Below are 18,574 nucleotides of genomic sequence, written 5' to 3'. Positions count from 1 at the left end.
TTTGACTTGAAACACTTACAAATAAATTTAGGGTTTCAAGTTGCAATTTCTGATCTAGCGACAAGTCATATCAAGCCCGGATAATTAGTTATGATTCCCACAGTCATTGCACCCCACCCCCAGCCCCGAAGAGCCGGCTCTTAGGGGAGACAAAGCACAGCTTTGGCGGGGTGGGGTTCTTCGGGTTTAGTAAGTATTCAAGCGGACATGATATCAATACTGCATTGGTCTAGTCTTGACCCTGGATAGATGAAAATCTTGCCAGTTAAAGTATGACTTTGATGTAGAATTATCCGTCTACTACGTAATGTTAAATAAATATTTGCTATAAGAAAGTTAAAGCTTGACCCCTGACTTGCGTATTTACCTGGTCTTTGTCATAAACTATCTCACCGCCGACAATAGTTGTTGTAGCCCAGCCGGTGAGGTTCCAGCCCTCAAAGGGACTCCAATGGCATTTAGTTAAAAGTTCCTCCCGCCGCACTGGACGGTATGTGTTTAAATCTACAAGCACTAAATCAGCATCATAACCAGGTGCGATCGCACCCTTATTGGGAATACCATAAGCTACAGCTACAGCTTTAGACATCCAGTTCACAACTTGAGCCACAGTACACTTTCCTTCCATCGCCGCCGTTAGCATCAAAGCTAGGGAAGTTTCTACCCCAGGCATTCCCGAAGGGCTATTGGGATATTCTTGAGCTTTTTCTTCTAAGGTGTGCGGGGCATGATCTGTAGCGATGAAATCAATCACGCCATCGCGCAAAGCTTGCCAGAGAACTTCGTTATCGTGGGGCGATCGCAAAGGTGGATTCATTTGTGCTAATGTGCCAATTGTTTCATAAGCACTAGTATTCAACAACAAATGCTGTGGCGTTACCTCTGCTGTCACCCAACTCGGTTTATCCTGACGCAGTAAATCTGCTTCTTCAGCCGTTGACAAGTGCAGGATATGCAGACGACGTTGATATTTGTGAGAAAGTTTTAATGCCAGTTGAGTTGCCAGCAATGCCGCCTGATTATCTTGAATTTGAGAGTGAACGGCTACATTGTGAATGTTGGCAAATTCTTGGCGACGTTGGTTAATTCTAGCTTGGTCTTCGGCATGAACGGCAATCAAGCGATCGCCTTTAGCAAATATGGCTTCCAGTGCTGTTTCACCATCAATTAGCAACTGACCATGCATCGACCCCATGAAAATCTTAATTCCCGGTGTTGGCTTTGCTAAAAGCAAATCTGGTAAATTTTCTGCCGTTGCCCCAATAAAAAATCCATAATTAACTAAGGACTTATGTGAGGCACGTTCTAGTTTGTCGTCTAAAGCCTGCTGTGTCGTTGTCAGGGGGCGCGTATTGGGCATTTCTAAAAAAGAAGTGACTCCGCCTTTAGCACAGGCACAACTGGCGGTGAATAAATCTTCCTTGTGTTCTAGCCCCGGTTCGCGGAAATGCACCTGCGGATCAATCACTCCTGGCAACAAAGTTAACCCTTCTGCGTCAATTTCAGTGGCTAGTGCTGTTTGGGAGATTTCTGGCGCAACTTCGACTATTTGGCGATCGCGCGTCAACACATCCCCAATCATCAGTTCACCATTGGGTAGAATTATGCGAGCGCGGCGAATCAGTAAATTTTTTGGAGATGACATAGGGATAACTAAAGTTCAGACAGGAAACTATGTATTACAGAGAACCATGCTTTTAGGTTAAACTTATTCGCGATCGGAGTAACCAATTTTTGCCGTGTCTTAAAAAAAAGTTTATTTTTAATTGTATGAAGAACCCCGTCCATCAATTTGGGATTTTAGGTCGCACCTTTGGTGCGCTTCCAGCGCAACTCATTATCCTATAAGGGATATGGCTTGGTGATTTTAGATTGGTTTCGCCCACTAGAAGCGAGTCATAACCCAGAAAAAACACCCCCAATCCAAAACTCAAATCTTCGACTGAGCGCTCACACCGAAGTCCACAATCTAAAATTGGTAGTCAAGAGGCAAACATGACTAGGAAATTAAAGTTTTCCCGTTAAGATTAACAGATCAAGTCTCACTAGGTGAGTTAATTACCTACATTTTTCATTCAGTTAAGTAATTTCATGCATAATCAAGTGTCTGATAACAATTCTAGTCAACAACCCGATAATTCTTGGATCGCAGAGCTAGGTAGAACAATTGTCTTGAGCATTGTTTTAGCTCTGGGAATTCGCACCTTTGTTGCAGAAGCACGCTGGATTCCTTCTGGATCGATGGAACCGACTCTGCATGGTGTCGATAACCAGTGGGAGGCAGATAAAATTATTGTCGATAAGTTGAAGTATAAATTTGCTGAACCACAGAGGGGAGACATTGTAGTATTTTCACCTACACAAGAGTTACAAAAAGAACAATTTAAGGATGCTTTCATTAAGCGTGTAATTGGCTTACCTGGAGAAAAAGTACAACTTAAGGATGGTAAAGTCTATATCAACAACAAACCCCTTCCAGAAGCTAATTACCTCAGTTCTGGGCAAACCACAGTCATTGATGTTTGCCAATCAAGGCCAGATCCACCTTTTTTGACGAAACCTCAGACTATACCGGCTGATTCATATTTAGTACTAGGTGACAATCGTAACAACAGTTATGATGGCCGCTGCTGGGGTGTTGTCCCCCGCCAGAATATTATTGGACGTGCCGTATTTCGCTTCTGGCCTCTAAATCATATTGGTGGCCTTTATAAGTCGCCACTATATCCACAAAAAACTCCATAAAGATGGGTAAACATTTCCACCTTCTCACTTAACTTATTACTACCCTAATTTTTGCGACGAACAAGAATCATGGGTTTGAGAGATAATTAGCTTGATGCTCTTGCCGAAGAATGATTTAGGACTGTTATATTCTTCGCTTGAGCAATCAGCTAGCTTTGAGAAAAAACGAAGGAGGATGTGGTATGCCCAAGATCATCCGTAATATTGTTGTATACAGTAGTGTATTAGTCTCAGGGTTAATTGGTCTCTATATTCTTGTTTATATTAAGTTTGTCGAAGCTCGTTGGATTCCCTCTGGCGCTATGGAACCAACTCTGCATGGTACGCCAAACCAGTGGGAGGCAGACAAAATCATTGTCGATAAGTTGAAGTATAAATTTGCTAACCCGCAGAGGGGAGATATAGTAGTATTTTCACCTACAGAAGAGCTACAAAAGCAACAATTTAAGGATGCTTTTATTAAACGTATAATTGGCTTACCTGGAGAAAAAATACAACTTCAGGATGGCAAAGTCTACATCAACAACAAACCCCTCTCAGAGGGTAATTACCTCAGCTCTGGGCAGACTACAGTCATTGATGTTTGCCAATCAGCGCCACAGGCACCTTTTTTGGCAAAACCCCAGACTATACCAGCCGATTCATACTTAGTACTGGGTGACAATCGTAACAGCAGTTACGATGGACGCTGCTGGGGTGTTGTCCCCCGCCAAAATCTTATTGGACTTGCTGTAGTTCGCTTCTGGCCTCTAAGTCATATTGGAGGAATAGATAAATCGCCACTATATCCCTAATTAACAATCATCGATCAATTGAATTAATTTACAAAGGAATTTTATATTTTAGATGGGGGAGTGGTAAGAAGTAAAAAGTAAAAAGTAAAAAGATAATCCCCATAAATAAATTGAGGGGATTTAATAATGACACCTTATTTCTCTCTACGAGACGCAATCATGCGAACGCGCTGCGCCACGACGCTCGATGACTCGCTTGCCGCCGGCGCTATCGTTATAAATGTTTTTATTTCATTCCATAAATAAATTTAGTTGCTCTCAAACCATTTTTCTTTTTCTTGATGAGTGCCTTTTTACTTTTTACTTTTGCCTTGTTCGGTAAGTAAGTGGACAAGAATAAATCAGGCTATGTTAAGCAATGTAAAATTCATTAAATTGGCTCGTAAGCTGTTCCATATTTAACTTGCATAATTTGAGCGAGCAAGATGCCTACCCTACAAGAGTTATACAAATTTTAGATATGGCGGAACAATTAGACATCTCCAGAAAAGAAAAAAGACCCCTCTCCAAACCTCTCCCCGAAAGGTCGAGAGGCTTTAAAACCCCCCTTCCCTCGTAGGGAAGGGGGGAAGGGGGGTTAGGTCTGGGTGGAAATTTGTGGTATCTAAATCTTTTTCGGAGATGTCTACTTAGTACAAACCTTTAATTATTCATACCCACTTACTTAAATCACCAATGTTTAATCCCAAATCCCAAATCTCAAATCCAAAATTGCTATGATGCCTTATCTAGCAAAGATTTTGCTGTATCCAGTTAAGTCACTGGATGGTGTTGAAGTTGAGAACGCTAGAGTCCTTGCCAGTGGCGCACTACAATATGACCGCGAGTTTGCAATTTTTGACGAACAGGGTAGATTTGTCAATGGCAAGCGTCATCCTAAAATCCATTTATTAAGGGCGCAATTTGCCGTCTTAAATAGAATTATTTCTTTGCAAATCCCAGGTGGTGACTCACAACAAATTTTTCATCTGGATGAGGAACGGCAAGCATTAGAAGCAATTTTAAGTGATTTTTTTGAGTTTGCTGTCACATTGAAGCAAAACTCTCTGATGGGTTTTCCTGACGATACACACTCACTTGGCCCAACGGTAATTAGTACGGCAACTTTGGTAGAAGTAGCTTCTTGGTTTCCCGGTTTAAGTGTAGATGAAATGCGCCGTCGGATGCGTGCCAACATCGAGATTGGGGGTATCCCAGCATTTTGGGAAGATCGGCTATTTAGTGAACAAGGTGATTTAGTCTCCTTTCAAGTAGGAGATGTGCAATTTTTTGGGGTTAACCCATGTCAGCGTTGTATAGTCCCAACACGCGATTCTTGCTTAGGGGAAGCTTACCCAAACTTTCAAAAAATCTTTGCAACCCAGCGACAAGCAACTATGCCAAATTGGGTTGCTTCATCGCCTTTTAATCACTTTTACAGATTGAGTGTCAATACCCAATTACCTCCATCATCAGCCGAAAAAGTTTTACAACTTGGCGATGAGGTTGACATACTTCCACAATAAAATTAATATTTATTTAGAATAAAAAATCCTAAGTAAATTTTTGGGGATTTTTTTTGTTTTTACTGTGTATTTGTATGACAATTTTAAAATTGTTGTAGTTAAAGATAAGTTTTTGTACAAGTCCAGAGGTTTTCAGACCGGATAATTAAGACATCAGCAATTAAAAATTCAATTTAGGCTTGGGTGCTAATGGCGACCGGGGTTTTATAATGCCATACTGGAGCTTATCGGTTAAATTTCAGTTCATTCAGAGAAAATCTGTTGACATATTGGCAGATAAAACTAAGCAAATTCAGCTGCGATGGCTTACTCCCCCGATATAGGCGATGTTTACAACCGGCTACGCCTAAGCAAAGTTTGAAAGTTAAGCATTGGAGGAACTTAGCCAGTTAAACAGGTATACAATGAACTCATGGTTCTTTTTTTATACAAAATATATCACGACCCAAGCGAATTTATTCCGTAATTATATAGAGATCGAGTGTAGCTGATAGGGCAAAAATACACCTACTATATGCTGGTGAAGAATTAAACAACAATGTTATCCAAACTTCAGCCCGCCAAATCTATTAATCAGTTAGTTGGCAAAGTTTATGCCAAGATGCCCCTGAAATATGTTCTGATCGTGCCCTTTATATTGCAAATTTGTGGGGCGATGGGGCTTGTGGGCTATCTTTCGTATCAAAACGGCCAAAAAGCGGTAAATAAGCTTGCTAGTCAATTAGAAAGTGAAATCTGCGATCGCATTGAGCAGCATCTTGATGACTATTTAACAAACCCAAAGCAAATCAATCAAATCAATTTAGATGCGATTGAGTTAGGTTTACTCAACCTTTCAGACTTTAAAACCACCGGAAATTACTTTTGGAAACAAATGCAGGTTTTTGATGTTGGCTATAACAACTTTGCCAACCCCAAAGGTGAATTTATCGGCATTGAACGTTTAGATAATGGCACGCTCTTAATTAATGAAGTTACCGAAAAGCATGGCATCGGAAAACTTTATGTTTACAATACAGACCAGAAAGGCAATCGCCGCCAGTTACAGCAAGTCAAAAATTATAATCCTCGTGCAGAAGCGTGGTATGCAGATGCAATCAAAATAGGCAAACCCGTCTGGAGTCAAATTTATCAATGGGAAGATAAACCAGAAATTTTATCCATATCTTCCAGCTATCCTGTTTACGATAAAACTCACAAACTTGTTGGGGTGATTGGTATCGATTTGATATTGTCACAAATCAGCAACTTTTTAGCTAAATTAAATGTCGAGCGTTCGGGTAAAACTTTTATTTTAGAGCGTTCTGGGTTAATAGTGGCTTCTTCTACTAGCAATCCACCATATACCATCGTTAATGGCAAAGGAAAACGTCGATCAGCATTAGATAGTCAAAATTCTTTAATTAGACTCACAACACAGTCTTTAATCAAACACTTTGGCAGTCTTCAGTCTGTTGTGGGGAAGAAACAGCTAATTTTTACCGCCGATGGAATGCGTTATTTTGTGCAGGTAAAAAGCTGGAAGGACGAACTGGGTTTAGATTGGCTAATTGTGGCGGTGATTCCCGAAGGCGAATTTATGGAGCAAATTAACGCCAACACCCGCATTACTATTTTGCTTTGCATAATTGCTTTTTTAGTAGCTACAAGAATTGGGATTTTGACGGCTCGTTGGGTAATTAAGCCGATTTTACAATTAAACGCATCAGCGAAGAAAATTGCTCAAGGTGAATGGGAGCAAACACCAGAAATTCAGCGTTCCGATGAACTGGGAGAACTAGCCAAGTCATTTGAAACTATGGCAAAGCAACTCCAAGCATCCTTCAGTGTTTTGTCAGCAAAGAATGGCGAGATGCAAGTCTTAAATGAGGCGCTATCTCACAATCAGAGTCAGCTTACTCAGTTTTTAGAAGCCATGCCGGTAGGTGTATTGATCGTCGATGCGGCAGGTAAACCTTATTATACAAATCAAATTGGGCAGGAAATTCTTGGTCAAGGAGCAATGGCAGAAGTTTGCACCAAAAAATTATCAGAGGTATATCAAGCTTACCTGGCCGGGACAGATCAACTTTACCCTAGCGATCGCCTGCCGATTTTGAGAGCATTGCAAGGGGAAAACACCAGGGTTGATGATATGGAAATTCGCTGTTGTGGCAAGATTACTCCCATTGAGGTTTTAGGAAAGCCAATTGATGATGAATCGGGAAATCTGGCTTTTGCGATTGCCACATTTTTTGATATCAGCCAACGCAAACAAACAGAAAATTTATTAGCAGAATACAATCGCACCTTAGAGGCTAAAGTAAAAAAACGTACTGAAGAATTCCAGCAAGTGATCGAGGAACTGCAAACCACCCAAGAAGAACTGATTAAATCGCAAGAAATCGCTGCACAGGAACAACAAGCAGCTGTTCGGGAAGCCGCACGCAGCGCCGCCGCCAACCGCGCCAAAAGCGAATTCCTCGCTAATATGAGCCACGAACTACGTACCCCACTGAATGCAATTCTTGGTTTTAGCCAAATGATGAGCCGAGATTATTCACTATCCAACGAACATCAAGAAAACTTGGCAATTATTAATCGTGCTGGCGAACATCTACTCAACTTAATTAACGACATTCTAGAAATGTCCAAAATCGAAGCTGGCAGAATCACATTAAATCGCAGTAGCTTTGACTTAATTCATCTTTTGAAGAACTTAGAAGAGATGTTGCACTTGCGTGCCGCATCAAGAAATTTAGAATTGCTGTTTGAATATACACAAGACATTCCTAATTACATAGAAACAGACGAACATAAACTGTATCAAGTCTTGATCAACCTCTTGGAAAATGCCATCAAATTTACTGATACGGGGAGCGTGACGTTACGGGTGAGACTGGGGACACTTCGACAAGCTCAGTGCATCGCTGGGGACACTTCGACAAGCTCAGTGCATCGCTGGGGATTGGGGAGCAGGGGCGAAAGAGGCAATTATTCATTCTCCCCCTTACCCCCTGCTCCCTGCCCTTCTGCCTCTTCAACCCAATCTCCAATCCCTAATTCCCAATCCCTAATCTTCGAGGTACAAGACACCGGCTGTGGTATTGCCCCACAAGAAATTGACTTGCTATTTGACGCTTTTGAGCAAACTGAAATCGGCAGAAAATCACAACAAGGCACGGGATTGGGTTTAGCCATTAGCCGCAAATACGTGCAACTGATGGGAGGAGATATTACTGTCAGCAGTATGCCTGGTGTTGGTAGCACATTTGCCTTTGATGTTCAGATTGCTCTAACTTGTCCTATAGAAATGCCGACAAACAAAATTAAATCCCAAATTAGAGGTTTAGCACCGATTGAGAAAGTATACCGTATCTTAGTAGTTGACGACTCTAAAGAAAGCCGTCTGTTGCTAGTCAAAATTCTCACATCTCTAGGCTTTGAAGTCATGGAAGCTACTGATGGTAGTGAAGCGATCGCTAATTGGGAATCTTGGCAACCACACTTGATTTTTATGGATATGCGAATGCCGGTTATGGATGGCTACGAAGCCACAAGAATGATTAAAGCTAAACAAATAGGGTATGGGGCAGCCAATACGTTGTGCAGGTTCCCAAAATTGAAACAACTAGCGTCATCGCCGAGCCAGAACCTTACTCAAGGATTACCCGATTCAGGCGACTGCGAGGTTCTTAAAGTTCTACGCAAAGCTTCTCCCTCACTAGAAGCAACTGGTGTCATGGGAAATGATGCTTCTGGTGCATCCGCCTTTGCAAAGTGGATACCAACAGCCTTGGCTCCCCCTTGCGAATTGTCTGGAGCAACGCCAGATTGCTCCAATACACACACGATCATTATTGCCCTAACTGCTAGCGCCTTTGAGGAAGAACGCCAGAAAATTTTATCCATTGGCTGCGATGATTTTATTCGCAAGCCATTCACACAGGAAGTATTATTGGAAAAACTCAGCCAACATCTGGATTTAAAGTATACCAACCAAGTAGAAACTACAAAAGGTGCAGTTGTCGATCAACCTACAACACAGATGTTTATCAGTGTTGCCGAACTCGTGAGCCTTTTATCACAAATGTCACCTCCGTGGCTCGAAAAGATCCACTATGCCGCAGCCAGCTGTAGCGATGAATTGATTTTAGAGTTACTCAAGCAAATTCCATCAGATAATGGTCAAGTTTTCCAAGCTCTCAGGAATTTAGCAAATAACTACCAGTTTGAGAAAATCATGGAATTGACTAAAACAAACGTAAAATGAATTACGAGCATTTAGACCCTGATAAAAAAGATATTTTGATTATTGACGATATGGCCGACAACCTCCGGGTTCTATCGTCCATATTAACAAGGGAAGGGTATAACGTTCGTAAAGCCTTAAACTGGCAAATGGCGCTGACAGCAACTCAGACAGTATTACCGGATTTGATTCTACTCGATATTATGATGCCAGAAGTAGATGGCTATGGAATTTGTCAGACCTTTAAAGCTTGGGAGCTAACAGCCGATATTCCGGTGATTTTTATTAGCGCTTTAGATGATGTTTTGGACAAGGTTAAAGCCTTTAAGGTGGGTGGTGTAGACTACATCACCAAACCTTTTGAGTTTCAAGAAGTTTTAGTGCGCGTGAAAAATCAACTGGCATTGAGATCGGCACAATTAGAAATATTGAAACTAAATGTTGAACTAGAAGATCGGGTAAAAGAGCGAACTTTGGATCTAGAAAAAGCTCTAGAGGAACTCCAAGAAGAAATCAATTCCCGCCAGAAATTGCAAAGTAAACTACTAGATATAGCGCTGCATGATTCACTGACTGGATTGCCAAACCGAGTTTTGTTTATCAGGCGACTAGAATATGCTCTCAATCGGGCTAAACAAGAATCTAGTTATCAGTTTGCGGTACTTTTTTTGGACTGCGATCGCTTCAAAGTTGTCAATGATTCCCTTGGTCATTCGGTGGGAGATGAATTGCTGATAGCCATCGGTCGTCGCCTGCAATCATGTCTTGTACCTATTGATACTCTAGCACGATTAGGCGGTGACGAATTTGGAATTCTCATAGAAAATATTACAGATATCAACATAGCAATTGAAGTTGCTCAACAGATTATACAACAGCTATCAGTTACTTTTAAACTGTCAAGATATGAAGTATTTATGAATGCCAGTATTGGTATTAGTTGGGGGAATAAAGATTACGAACGCCCAGAGTATTTGCTGCGGGATGCTGATACGGCAATGTATCGGGCTAAGGCTCAAGGAAGAGGCAAATATCACGTTTTTAATCCGGCGATGCATCAGGAAGCTATTCAGCTTTTAGAGTTAGAAAATGACTTGCGAAGGGCTATTCAAAGGCGAGAATTCCTTGTTTACTATCAGCCAATTATTTCGCTGACTACAGGCAGAATTTGTGGATTTGAAGCCTTGGTGCGTTGGCGACATCCAATTCGTGGTCTAGTTTCTCCCATAGAATTTATTCCGATCGCCGAAGAAACAGGTTTGATTAATGCCATTAATACTTGGGTATTACAGTCAGCTTGTCATCAATTAAGCGTCTGGCAACATCATCCAGTGACACCAGAACCTCTAACTATTAGTGTCAATTTGAGTGCTAGGTTATTTTTACAGACCAATTTGGTAGAACAAATTGACCAAATAATTTATGAAAATAAAATAAATCCTGAGTACTTAGAATTAGAGATTACAGAAAGTGTAATTATGGAAAATATTTATGCAATTAAAATAATTCTTGAACAACTAAAGCAGCGAAAAATCAAGTTGATTATGGATGATTTTGGTACAGGATATTCATCATTGAGTTATCTGCATAGTTTTCCTTTCGATGCCCTGAAAATTGATCAATCTTTCGTCAAGCGAATGCAGGAGAACAAAGAGAATATGGGGTTAGTACCAGCAATGATTAGCATTGCCAACTCAATGGGCATGAGTGCGATCGCTGAAGGTGTCGAAACAGAAGAACAGTTAGCCCAATTAAGAAGTTTAAACTGTAATTTTGCTCAGGGATATCTGTTTTCTCAACCTATAGAACAACAACTGGTTCTTAAGTTGCTTGCCGCAGCACCTCAATGGTAGCTATCAAATAACACCTGGTAAAAATTTCATTAGGAATTTAGTAAAAATGACCTATGCACAATTTTTAAATAAATGAGTAATGAGTAATACCCATGACTCATTACTTATTACTCATTACTTCAAAATTAAAGACAGTTGGAGTCGGGGATTTAAACCCCAACTCAACTGATACTACGTGTAATGGTTGGGGTCTTAAACCCTTGAATTGACGATAAATTGTGCATGCCAAGGATTTTTGACAACGTATAATTAATTTTTGGAGATGTCTATACCCATAGCTCTTGATAATAATGCATTTTAACCAAACTAACCATCATAAAAGAAATGTTTTGGTGGTCGATGACACCCCAGATAATTTGCGGCTTTTATCGGCGATGCTGACTGCACAAGGTTTTGAAGTTCGCAAAGCCCTAAACGGTAAAATGGCGCTAACTGCATGTAAAATGGTTTTGCCCGATGTGATTTTGCTGGATATCAATATGCCAGGGATGGATGGCTATGAAGTTTGCCAACAACTGAAAGCTGACGATAGAACTTGTGAAATCCCAGTAATTTTTATTAGTGCCCTAGATGATGTTCTAGATAAGGTAAAAGCCTTTGATGTTGGTGGTGTAGATTATATTGCAAAACCTTTTCATGGGGCAGAGGTGGTGTTGCGAATTGAAAATCAGATTAATTTACGTTTGCTTCAAGTTCAACTCGAAGAAAAAAACTTTCTACTCCAACAGGCACTTTACAACTTGCAAGCCTCTCAAGTTCAACAAATTCAGAATGAAAAGATGGTGGCGCTGGGACAGTTAGTGGCTGGGCTGGCTCATGAGATTAATAACCCGATCAGTTTTATTTATGGGAATCTCCAATATGCTGGTCAATATGTCCAAGACCTAGTGAATATGATTAAGGTCTATCAACAGGAATATCCCAAACCCACACCGAAAATTCAGGAAATAGCCCAAGATATAGACCTGAATTTTATGATTGAGGATCTACAAAACCTGATAAGTGCAATGTATAGGGGATCTGATCGCATTCGGGAAATTGTACTGGCGCTACAACACTTCTCTCGGCATGATGAAGCAGAGATGAAACAGGTAAATATCCATGAAGACATTGAAAATACTTTGGTGATGTTACAACATCGACTCAGGGAAGCAGTCGATCGTCCGGCAATTGTTGTAGTGAAAGATTATGGGAACTTGCCCCTAGTCACTTGTTATGCGAGTGAACTAAATCAAGTATTTATGCATCTGTTGAATAATGCTATTGATGCAATAGAAGAGAGAGTGGGGAGTGTGGGGTCCCCTCTGGAGATCAGGGGTAATGGCGAGTGGGGAGTAGAGAATCAATTTTCTACTCCCCACTCCCTACTCCCTACTCCCCAAATTCAGATTCATACAGAAGTGATAAACTTAGATATGGTCAAAATTGCGATCGCTGATAATGGTCTTGGTATTGAAGAGTCGTTGCGATCGCGTTTATTTGACCCATTTTTTACCACAAAACCTGTAGGCAAAGGTAGTGGACTAGGATTATCCATTAGCTATCAGATTGTTGTCCAAAAACACCGAGGCAATATTACTTATACCTCATCTGTTGGCAAAGGAGCAGAGTTTGCGATCGAAATTCCCATAGAACAACCTGATATCTCACCGCAATTTTCAAAATCGTAAAAGGGACTGGGGACTGGGTTTTCAAACGAACAATTATTGTAAAAAATCTTGATATTATTTTGTAGTCAGGATTTTAGTCCTCTCTGCGAGACGCTACGCCTAGCAAGATCCCCAAAGGGGTACACTACAAACCTTTAATTATTTACGCCTCTCTACTTAGAGCAAATATTGGCGAGCCGATATTAAGGTTTATCCTATGTCTTAATTACTAATTACTAATTACTAAGCTAAAACACATCTAATTTGCATATTAAAAATTTTTCAACATCTTGTGGGGTGGGCAACATGAGCGCCTTGATTATGCAAATTAAATGCCCATTAGCTTATCACTTGTTATACCAGGTTTTTCGCCACTGCTGCATTTGCTTAATCTCTGTATTTTGTGCGTTAATAATTTCTTGGGCTAATCGCTTGATTTCAGGGCGCTTAGACTTACTTAACACATCTTTTGCCATTGTTACAGCCCCTTCATGGTGAGGAATCATCGCATTGATAAAACGTAAATCAAAGTTAGGATCGGCTGCACCTAAGTTTTGACTCATCATCATGGCTTGCATTTGCTCAGATGACATTTCCATCGTATGCCCCATTTGACTATCATAAGCCATTGGTTTATCTCCCGCCTTGGGATACCAAGCTTGTCGCCACTGTTTCATCTGAGTGATTTCTTGGTTCTGCGATTTGATGATATTGTCTGCTAGGTTTTTGATTTCAGGACGTTTTGATTTCTGCTGCGCTTCTTTAGCCATTTCCACAGCCCCTTGATGGTGCGGTATCATAGCATCGATAAACCGTAAATCAAAGTTAACATCGGCTGGGCCTAAATCCATTCCCATACTGTGATTCATACCACTACGGTGGTTCATCTGTTGGTTATCCCTAGTATTGGTAGCGGTTGTGTTTGGGGCTTGGCTTTGGTTTTGGGAAGCAGTATTGGTACAGGCTGTGATTAACCCACCGGCTGAAGCCGCACTCAGGGTTAACGCCAAAAAACCATTCCTCAAAGATAGCAGTTGCATAAATTTCACCTAACAGTTTCTTAATTCTATAGGACTCATATTTGATTATTGAAATATACGTAGGGTGCGTTACGCCAAAGGCTAACGCACCACCTTCAAGTTTTGGGTGCGTTAGGCTACGCCATAACACACCCTACATACTACTTAGATTTTTTCAGAAATCAAATCATATTCCTATATATTTACTTCTTAGCTTTACAGCCAGAAATGAAATTAGGATGAAATCTCAAGATCCCCGATTATTTGAAAAGTTGGGGATATGATTGTTCATTTATCACTCAAAATTGTGTAAGCTTCATTAATTAAGTGCATTTTTTCTTGTGCTTGTTTTAGCAGTTGTGGCTGATTCACAAACAAATCTGGATGCCATTTTTTTACTAAAGTTCGATAAGCTTGCTTTACCTCAGCCAAAGAAGCATTAGTTTGCAATCCTAAAATGCTGTAGGCGCGAGTGATTTTATCTTTTTCCGTCTGGATTTTGGGTTGACTGGGTGCTTTATTGCTTTGAGTTGTATTTTGCTGTTTACCAGTTTGAGAACCAGGCGATGTCTGACGACAAGCCTTAGGGCTACGCATCTCTGCTTTCATTCGCGCTATTTCCTCATTGAGTTCCCAATCACGAAATTTCGCCTCCACCTCTTCTTTCCGTGGAGAGGGAGAAGCTTTTGGTGGTGGTGCAGAAACAGATTCTACCCTTGTCCCAGTATTCTTAGCAGTATTTTCCTGTTGTCGCTTAACACCAGTATCTTTTTCAGGGGAAGTTTGAACTCTCTTTGGCTGTGGCGAATATTTTCTATTAGTGTTGTTAGATTTGGGTATTTCTTGATAATATTGATGATTTGAGACGATTTTGACTTTTTCTAACTGTCGTAGCAACTGATTAAAAGCGTTTTGTAATTGCTGCAAATGTTCACGTTTATTAGTAATTTCTAGCGGTTCTTGACTAAATTCAAAGCAAATTACTTTCTCAGCTTTCTGTTCATATTCATTCAAAATGGATAACCCTTGACTGCTGAAGCAAGATAAATAATCTTCAATTGCAGTTATACAAAGTTTAGCAACTTCCTGATGATAAGATTCCTTTGCTAATTGATCGTCTTGTTTTTGGATATTCTTATTTAACAGATAAGAAATACTCCCGACGACAGCAGCACCTACTGGTCCGGCTAACAACCAACCAATACCACCACCAACAGCGATGGAACCCGGTTCACTCAAATCATCAGTATTACTGGGCTTTGAGGGTAGTATTACTTGTGGTTCGCTAGGAAAGGGAATTAATAAATCTTGTGGTCGTTCTTCTTGAAAAAATTCGTAAGCTTGATAAAGCCATTTCACCACCGCAAACTGCAATTGAGTCAGGTCTTTTTTAAGAGTATTTATTTGCCAATTTTTAAAGTTATTTTCTGCCAATGCAACTGCCGCGTCAGCTTGATATTTTGTGAGTAACTTGGGTAATGTTAGCCAATCACGTAACTCTCCCACACTAGTACTAAAACCTTTATAAATTAAATTGGCTGCTTTTTGTTTAATTTCAATTTTACTATTTTCTTTATCATCAAAGGATTTTATTTCAATAGCAATGGAGTAAATTTTAGCTTTTAATGAGAATTGGGTTTGAGAAGCGATCGCTTGCACTCTTGGCAAACGCACACTACCACGATTTGGTTGCAAAATCCCGACAATATTTTGCAAAGCAGTTTCAAAAGCTACTAAACCGCTACTATTGGCAGCCGCAACATCGCCTTTTAATCTGGCTCTTAAGGCAGGTAAGGCATCAACGCGATATAAATTACTAAAACCTGGAGGTAATTCGGCTCGAAAGCTTTCTGCAACAAATACCAGGCGATTTTGAATTTGTTTTTGTTCGTCGGGTTCGAGTAAGTTAATAAAATTGGCAACAAAAATAACTGTTTTAATCCCGCGATCTAATAGCCAATCTCGTAAATTTTCCCGTTCACCTAAAGTCATTAACTTGCGTGCATCTAATAATTGGATAACTAAATCTGCACTTAAAAGTTTTTCTCTGACTAAATTATCTTGTTCATCTCGATCATTTGTTCCCGGTAAGTCTAGAAATTCTACACCCGTTTCCAAAAATGGATGGGGACAAAAAACTTCCACAAATGCGACATCCTTTCGCATTTGTCTATTGCCATCAAGAATGGCAAATTGCTGTAAAACTTCTGTACCACTGCGATAGATTTCTGTACCATCTACCAACATGATACGAGTTCGCACATCAGAGCCATACTTAACAGTAATTGCTGCGCCTGTGGTGGGAATTAAATCAATCGGTAAGGTACGATTCCCCAACATGGCATTCAATAGGGTAGACTTTCCATGATTAAAAGGGCCAAATACCGCAATCCGAAAGCTAGGATTAAGGAGATGATTGCAGATGGCAATTATATCTTGATGTAGTTGCGATTTGCGCTCTAAATGTAGTAATGCAGATGCAGACTTCAGAGAATCTGCTAAATCCTTATAACCTTCATACTGTTGTTGCATAGTTCTCCTATCTTCCTCGGTTCCCAGGCTACAGGCTGGGAATGCAAATCATTGAGGCTCCGCCTCACTTTCTTATGGTTATGGGAGGCGGCAGCCCTCCAAGTAGGCATTCCCAGCTATAAGCTGGGAACGAGAATAACGAGATTTATCAACTATAGTAAGCTAATAAATTGCTATATGCTGCCTCAATTTTTTGCAACTGAGCTATTACATCTTCCTGTAATTTTTTTAATCGATTGAACTCACCCTCACGATTTATTTCGCGGGTTTGTTTCTGTTTGACTAGATTATCTAATTCAGATTTACGAGATACAATATCATCGTTAATTCGTTTGCTCACTTCTCTTTCATAAGAATCAAAACACTCTTTCACAGCACTATATACAACCTGAGATTGCTCATGGGCGATTTGGGGTAGATGTTTAACTAACTCTTTTTTAGCAGTTTTAACTAACTCTTTACGAGCTTGATCTGCTTGCAAAAACCCTACTCCCAAACCGAGCAGTGCAAACCCGATAGGTCCAAGTAAAATACCTGTCACTGCTGAAATTATCCCACCAATGCCGATTACAGTGAAGTAGTTTAACAAGATATTTTTCCAATCAAATCCAGCCCCGGCTAGTGCGAAACCAGCAAGATTTCCCTTAGACAGTGATAACAATCCCATAGCCCATTTTGCCCAGCTAGGAGAGTTATCTTCTTCAGCAGTCGTAGTCGTATTTACCTTTACATCTTGTCCTGTGAGCTTTTCTGTTATTTGATCTGTGACTTGACTATAAGACGCGCCATATTGTGCAGCACTACGAGAAAGTTCTTTAAAAGCTGCATTGATATCTTTTTCAGCAGTTAATGTCCAAGCAGCAGATTTGTCAGTGATATATTGCTCAAAGGCTTTTTGCAGTGCGGTGTTAAATGCTTCTCGTTTACCACTACTGAGAAAATCAAACAAATTTAATTCTGGCTGATAGCGTAAGAAGTCGTTTTCAAAGGTATTACCTAAGTTTAAAACGTAGCTGCGAAAAGATTCGGAAATCGTTCTTGCTTGAGTGTCTCTGGTATTGATAATTTCTTTTTGAAATTCATCTCGAATACCCGTGAGTTTATTAAACTCTGGTTCTACTGAATCAATCCGTTTTTTTAATTCATCTACATCTTGATCAAGTAATGGTATGCGTCTAGCTACTGCTTCGCGGGTATGATTGCAGGCAAGTCTTGCTAAAGTTCTGACTTGACGGAGTTCTGCGATCGCACGTTCTCTGGTAAGAAAAGTATTAAGGGCTTCCATAAATTTCGGAAAGCCAGTCCCCTCTAAATCAGCTTGGGGATTTTTCAATCGTCTTCTGAGTGCTTGAATTGACGAAAGCTCAAACACCCGTTCGTCATAAATATTTTGACCCTCTACAGAACAATATTCTGCTAAATTCGCGTTAAATACTTGCCGTAATCTATTCTCAGATGCTTTTAATTCTTCGACATCATCAGGATCAATCAATGATTCCCGTACCTGATCCCAAGCATTAACTAAGAAGAAAACCGTCAATCCTCGACCTTTGATATAATTTTCTAGGTAGCGACGCTCACCCAAGGTACAAGGTTGAGAAGCTCTCATCACAAACAAAATTGCATGGCAATTATTTACATAACCCAAAGATAATTCGTTTCGCGCTTCTGTATCATTTAACCCTGGACTATCGACAATTTCTATTCCCTTTTCTAGTAGCGTTAAGGGATATTCAACTACTGCATAATCCACATCGGGAAATGCTTGTTTTTTCTCCTGCTCTAGTTTTTTTGCTTCAGCCGGATCAATGGTATATTTATATTTAAATTTCTGAAAATCTAGCTGTTGTGGACTTTTACCATCATTAAAATGAATGGTAACTTTCTTTTCTGCTCCATAGCGTAAAACTGTTAAGACTGCGGTACAAGGGTTAACATCGCTCGGTAATAAGTTTTCACCAATTAAGGCATTGAGAAACGTACTTTTTCCCCGTTTCATGTCGCCCAAAACTAAAAGGCGAAATACACCTTGACGGAGGTTTTTACTAGCTACAGTAATATCTTCAATATCTCGCTCTAAACTTAGTTTCCCTGATGAAGAATCTCCAACCAACTCAGCTTGATTAATTGTTTCAGCAAGTTTACTTAAACAGACAGAAATCTCCGATCGCACTTGAGCAACACGCTCTAAATCTTGGATAAATCTGTCATTTACTACTTGATCAGTCGTCATAGTTATACCTTTA

General features: G+C 40.2%; 10 protein-coding genes. 6 read left to right on the top strand and 4 right to left on the bottom strand.

The window, feature by feature from the left end; translation table 11 throughout:
- Positions 1 to 325 precede the first annotated feature (325 nt).
- Complete coding sequence (locus V7K97_RS19260; RefSeq protein ID WP_334802605.1) at positions 326 to 1,645, bottom strand: dihydroorotase; 1,320 nt, start codon at positions 1,643 to 1,645, stop codon at positions 326 to 328.
- Between the two features lie 446 nt (positions 1,646 to 2,091).
- On the opposite strand from V7K97_RS19260, the gene lepB (V7K97_RS19255) reads away from it, so the two are divergent.
- The 6 genes from lepB (V7K97_RS19255) (at position 2,092) to V7K97_RS19230 (ending at position 12,798) form a co-directional block, all read left to right on the top strand.
- The gene (gene lepB, locus V7K97_RS19255; RefSeq protein WP_334802604.1) at positions 2,092 to 2,745 is read left to right on the top strand and encodes a signal peptidase I; all 654 of its coding nucleotides are present in this window, start codon (positions 2,092 to 2,094) and stop codon (positions 2,743 to 2,745) included.
- A gap of 182 nt (positions 2,746 to 2,927) precedes the next feature.
- Positions 2,928 to 3,539: a signal peptidase I gene (gene lepB, locus V7K97_RS19250; RefSeq protein WP_334802603.1), complete on the top strand. Its 612-nt coding sequence runs from the start codon at positions 2,928 to 2,930 to the stop codon at positions 3,537 to 3,539.
- Between the two features lie 719 nt (positions 3,540 to 4,258).
- Positions 4,259 to 5,044 (top strand): MOSC domain-containing protein, encoded by a 786-nt coding sequence (locus tag V7K97_RS19245; protein ID WP_334802657.1) that lies wholly within the window; start codon positions 4,259 to 4,261, stop codon positions 5,042 to 5,044.
- Between the two features lie 538 nt (positions 5,045 to 5,582).
- Positions 5,583 to 9,296: an ATP-binding protein gene (locus tag V7K97_RS19240; RefSeq protein WP_334802602.1), complete on the top strand. Its 3,714-nt coding sequence runs from the start codon at positions 5,583 to 5,585 to the stop codon at positions 9,294 to 9,296.
- Positions 9,293 to 11,128, top strand: a complete 1,836-nt coding sequence (locus V7K97_RS19235) for a two-component system response regulator (protein WP_334802601.1) — start codon at positions 9,293 to 9,295, stop codon at positions 11,126 to 11,128. Before V7K97_RS19240 ends, V7K97_RS19235 begins: the two co-directional genes overlap by 4 nt.
- Before the next feature lie 290 nt (positions 11,129 to 11,418).
- Positions 11,419 to 12,798, top strand: a complete 1,380-nt coding sequence (locus V7K97_RS19230; protein WP_334802600.1) for a hybrid sensor histidine kinase/response regulator — start codon at positions 11,419 to 11,421, stop codon at positions 12,796 to 12,798.
- Between the two features lie 326 nt (positions 12,799 to 13,124).
- Here V7K97_RS19230 and V7K97_RS19225 read toward each other — a convergent pair whose 3' ends face one another.
- The 3 genes from V7K97_RS19225 to V7K97_RS19215 all read right to left on the bottom strand — a co-directional run bounded on the left by V7K97_RS19225 (position 13,125) and on the right by V7K97_RS19215 (position 18,561).
- Positions 13,125 to 13,817, bottom strand: a complete 693-nt coding sequence (locus V7K97_RS19225; protein ID WP_334802599.1) for a DUF305 domain-containing protein — start codon at positions 13,815 to 13,817, stop codon at positions 13,125 to 13,127.
- 267 nt (positions 13,818 to 14,084) lie between these two features.
- Entirely contained in the window at positions 14,085 to 16,328 is a 2,244-nt protein-coding gene (locus tag V7K97_RS19220; RefSeq protein WP_334802598.1) for a dynamin family protein, read from the bottom strand.
- A gap of 148 nt (positions 16,329 to 16,476) precedes the next feature.
- A complete protein-coding gene (locus tag V7K97_RS19215) occupies positions 16,477 to 18,561 on the bottom strand; it encodes a dynamin family protein (protein ID WP_334802597.1) in 2,085 nt (694 codons plus the stop codon).
- Between the last annotated feature and the right edge of the window lie 13 nt (positions 18,562 to 18,574).

It is taken from the genome of Nostoc sp., assembly GCF_036917815.1.
Lineage (GTDB): Bacteria > Cyanobacteriota > Cyanobacteriia > Cyanobacteriales > Nostocaceae > Nostoc.
This window is presented reverse-complemented; position numbering and strand designations above follow the sequence as displayed.